This is a genomic window from Desulfobaculum sp. (genome assembly GCF_054921475.1).
On sequence record NZ_JBUDSW010000268.1, the window covers coordinates 1 to 4676 of the forward strand.

A 4676-nucleotide genomic window follows, 5' to 3' on the forward strand; every position below is an offset into this window, starting at 1 on the left:
AGCGCCGCGCGCAACTGCTCCAGCAAGGCCGGGCCGCCCGCTATGCGGTGGTCGATGACCGGGTCCTCGTGGTAGCCCGCAGCGTGCACGCGCAGGTGCCCCACCAGCGTGCTGATGGCGTTGCCCAGCATGGCCTCGGCAAAGCCCCGCGACAGCGCGCCAAAAAAAATCATGGACCACACGCCAATGATGACGGCGGACAAAATAACCCACGTCCGCCGTGGATTGCGCCAGATATTACGCCACGCCAAAAGCATATGCATAGCGCCGCCTCCTACCCGCCCTGCATGGCGTCCACAGGCCGCAGCCGCCGCGCGCGAAGCGCCGGAAACAGCGCAGAGAGCATGGTGATGCCAAACACCATGCTCGGCCCGATGATGACGGAAACCAGCGACAACTGCGGATACATCCGCTCCGGAATGCCATACTGCCGCAGCATGGCCCCGGCCTCGCCAAGGGAGATGCCGTGGGTCTGAAAGTACAGCGTTACCGCGCTGCCCCCGATGGCGCCAAGGATGATGCCCACCACACACAGCGCGGCGGACTCATACAGCAGCACCCGCACAATGCGCCACGGCGACGCGCCCACGGCCATCAGCACCCCAAACTCCCGCGTGCGCTCAAACACGGCCATCACGAAGGTATTCAGGATGGAAAAGGCCACCACCACAATGAGAATGAGATAAAAAATGCTGGAACTCGTCAGGTCCATCTGGATGCTCTGCAGCAGGCCGGGCATGAGTTCGTCCCACGTCATCACGCTCAGGCCCGTTACCCCCTGCTCCTCAAGGTCCGCCACGATGCGGGCGCGAAGGGGCGGTACAGCGGCTAAGGACTGCGCCCACAGCACCACCTCATGCACGGCCCCGCGCATGGCAAAGACCTCTTGAAAATCCGCAAGGCGCATGTGCACGGTGTTGCGGTCAAAGGCGTCCTGCCCGGTGCTGAACACGCCCTTGACCGTCAGCGCCGTTGCCGCGATGGACCCGTCGCGCCCCTGCCCAAGGAGCACCAGCTCATCTCCCGGACCAATGCCGAGATTTGTGGCAAGGATGCCCCCCACTAGGGCCATATTGGCGTCGCCGGAGTCCAGATACGCGCCGCTACGCACGGTTTGCGCCAGTGTGGAGATGCGCGCCTCGGCCTCGGGTTCAATCCCCACAATCAGGGCGCCGGAGGTGCGCTCATCCGACGACACAAGGGCGAAGCCATTAGCGCGCCGCGCCACGGCTTCAACGCCCGCCTCGCCCCGCACCACATCCGTCACGGCGGCGGGATCCGCCACCACGGTGCGGATGCGCCGCTCCTTGGCGTAGCCCTCGCCCAATATCTGGATGTGCCCGGTGTGGATGTGCACGGCAGAGTCAATCATCGTCTCATAGGTGCCAAGCTGCCACGACACGGAAAAGACCAAGAGCCCCGCCGCAAAGGCCACGGCCAAAATGGTCAGCGCGGAGCGGCGCGGATTGCGCCACACATTGCGCCACGCCATGGCGACATCCATGCTCACCGCTCCCTCACAGGGGTGGAGAGCCAGCGGATGGTAAAATAGCGCTCCGGAATCTCCACGCCAAAGGCGAGGTCCGTATACTCAAGGCGCGTCACATGCCCCGGCTCCTCCACCTTTTCCATCACCCACAGCCGCGGAAACAGCCGCCCGCCCATCATGGCGATGTCCGACGCCGTCATGCGCTTCACGGGGAGCATGTCCTCGTCGTAGAATACCTGCTCCAGCAGGATATAGTCCTCACGGATGCGCAGGGTCTGCTTGCCCCAGACCACTGGCGCGGCGGGCTTTGGCAGGCACTGCACATGGTACACGGTCAGCCCCTCGTGCTGCGAGGTGCCTGTGCGCGTGTGGGTGTAGTCGGCCAGCAGACTGTTGGCCTTGGCGAGGTCGTTGTTGGAGAAGTCGGACCCCATCCACGACTGCGCCATCATAGAGGGGGGAATCTTAATGGTGCGGTTGATTTTAGGGTTGTAGGTCCACATCTCCTGCTGCTTTTTCAGGGTGCCGTTGTTCCGGTCCTTGGCTGGGGCCAGCACTTTAAACACGCTGTCATCGCGCCCAAGGGTCCACGCACGCAGGGTCATGCGGCGCTCCCAGTCCGGACGGCTGATGGTCATCTCCACCGTGGAGATGGACGACTCCCCGCGCCAGTAATCCATAGCGCCGGAGACCACCTCCTCAGCCGTTGGGCCGTCCTGCCCGCCCGCGCGCTGCGGAGCAAAGCACAGCGCCGCCAGCACCACCGCACAGGCAAGCAGCGCGCACCGCCAAAAGGCGCGGGACACGCGCCGGAGTGCGGCCCGGTCCCCACCGTCCTCATCATCCATACCGCTTACAGAAAGAAGAGAGAGTTTCATGGTTATTTAACGGTATGAAAGTGCGGGAGAAATGTCCACAAGGGATGCGCGCGGCGCTCGGAGCGCCACACACAGCCATGGCGACGCAAGCAGCACGACGCACCAACGCACGTCGGCCCAGCCGCGCTGCACCGCATACGGCGCACGGCGCTACATGCTCACGGAGAAGCTCACGCCGAAGTTGCGTTCGGTTCCTGGGTAACCGTCAACGTTCTGGTACCGCTCATCAAAGGCGTTGTTGACGTAGACCTTCAGCGTGCCATCGGACAGCCCCTTCCACTCGTCAAACAGTGTATGCTCCACGGCAAAATCGAAGAGGTGGAAGGCGTCGAGATGTTCAGTTCGGGAATTAACAAATTCCTTTCCTGCATCATAAATCACGATTTCCGTCTCTTGCTTGTCCTTAAACTGGTAGTTGGCGAGGAGCGTCGTCTGAGGCGTCAGCGCGTAGGAGAGGCCCGCGTTGACGCGGTGCTTGGCGCGCTGGTCCACGGCTTGCTTTCCTGCGGGTTCGCCGCCAAGGGAATCCATGTCGATATAGGCATACCCCAGCGTGAAGGACAACTCGTCCGTCAGATGCCCACCAAGGACCACCTCCACGCCCTTTTGCTCAATCTCATCAAGGTTAATTTTATAATCCGTCCAAGGCGCAGTGTCTGTGCTGCCCCCTCTGTTCATCGCCATATAGTCGTAGATTTTGTAATACGAGAAATCGACTTTCATGGTGATGTCACCGGTCAGGCGGCGCTGGAGCACTAGGTCGTAGCCCATGCCATGTTCGGGATCGAGCCATGCCCCCGCAGGCCTCCCCTGTGGGTTCATGTCGCCATGGTAGTCCGGTGCCCGCCAAATGCGGCTGACGCCCACAGACACACTGGTATCACGCAGGGAGGCGTCCACATCGTCCAGTTCCCACGTCAGGAAGGACTTGGGGGTGAAGCCGTCAAAGGTGCGGTTGATCCAGTCGTCCTTACCCGCAATATAATTGTTACCGTTCTTATCGAGGTTGTCCGTCCACGTCTCCACAGACTCATACCGCGCGCCAAGACTCAGGTGCAGGCGCGGGGTGATATCCCAGTTATGCTCGGCAAAGCCCGCCAGCGTGCGCACACGTTCATGACTGGCGTAGGCGGAGTCCCAGTTCGTGCGGCCATAGCCATCCAGCAATTGGCTCCCTTCTACGCCAACGGTCAGGGTGTTCTCGCCGTTGATTTCCAGCACATCCATAAGCTTTACAGCGCGCTGTTCCCACTTGGTATTCCAGGAACCATCTCGCACAGTGCCATTGTCCTTCTCATCATACTTCCGGTCCCGGTTCTCGGTGCGGTGCGAGGCGGCCACGGACACCTCGCCCATGCCCGTAGGCTTCACAAAGTACAGGTCCACGGACTGTGCGATCTTGTCGGACGCGGGATGCTGCCAGTCCTCCATCATCCCTTTATGATACTCAACATGAGGATAATCATCATCGAAATCTGCCTGCGTCGGATCATTGGCCACGGCAAGGTTCCGCTCCGCGTCCACATACAGGTAGCTGAGGGTCAGGAAGCCATCATCCTCAAACAGGTAGCCGCCGCGGCCGTAGAACGTATCAATTTCCGCGTCGGTATGGCGCAGGTAGCCGTCCGTGCTGTAGCGCTGCACGCCAAGGTCGTAGAACACGCTGTCCACACCGCCGTGGCCGTCCAGATGCGTACTGGCGGTGTTAAACGAGCCATAGGACGCGCTGAAGTTCACCTGTGCGTCTTCCAGCTCTTCGCGCGAGGGCACGCGGGGGCGGATGTTCAGCACGCCGCCAAAGCTCTTGGCCGGATACAGCGCAGAGTGCGGACCGGGCAGGATTTCAATATCGCCAATCATCCACAGCGGGATAAGCGCCCCATAGTCCACGATATTGCTGGACTTGCGCCCGCCGCTCTGGCGGATGGTCAGGCCGTTCATGGCCGTGGAAAAACGCGTGGAATCAAAGCCGCGCAGGTAGACGCTGTCGTCCTCGGGAACCATGTCCGACTCCTGCCGGAAGTCCACCAGAGGCATCGTCCGCAGCACATCCACCACACTGGCGGGCGTCCCCGGCAAATCGTACTCTTCAATGTCGATGGTTTCGCGGCGCGGCTCCAGCGTCACCGGGCGCGCGCCGCGCTCCATGACGTGAACGGTGCCAATGTCCAGCACCTCGTCCTTTTGCTCCGTGTCCTCAGCCAGCGCCGGAAGGGCGCACAACACCACCAGAGCCGCCGCAACAAGTGCGGCTCTGCATGAAACAGGCACAACCATGAAAGCTCCCCCCTTGCCGCGCCGGGGCGGGG

The 4676-nt window shown here is 61.8% G+C and carries 4 protein-coding genes; all 4 read right to left on the reverse strand.

Annotation, left to right across the window (positions count from 1 at the left end):
- Window positions 1-263, reverse strand: a 263-nt coding sequence (locus tag ACY69P_RS14320; RefSeq protein WP_462327957.1) for a hypothetical protein, incomplete at its 3' end; no start/stop codon positions are given.
- Window positions 264-274: 11 nt separating this feature from the next.
- Entirely contained in the window at window positions 275-1504 is a 1230-nt protein-coding gene (locus ACY69P_RS14325) for an ABC transporter permease (RefSeq protein WP_462327958.1), read from the reverse strand.
- Between the two features lie 2 nt (window positions 1505-1506).
- Window positions 1507-2337, reverse strand: a complete 831-nt coding sequence (locus ACY69P_RS14330; RefSeq protein ID WP_462327959.1) for an outer membrane lipoprotein-sorting protein — start codon at window positions 2335-2337, stop codon at window positions 1507-1509.
- A gap of 180 nt (window positions 2338-2517) precedes the next feature.
- On the reverse strand, window positions 2518-4676 hold a 2159-nt coding region (locus ACY69P_RS14335; protein ID WP_462327960.1), incomplete at its 5' end, for a TonB-dependent receptor.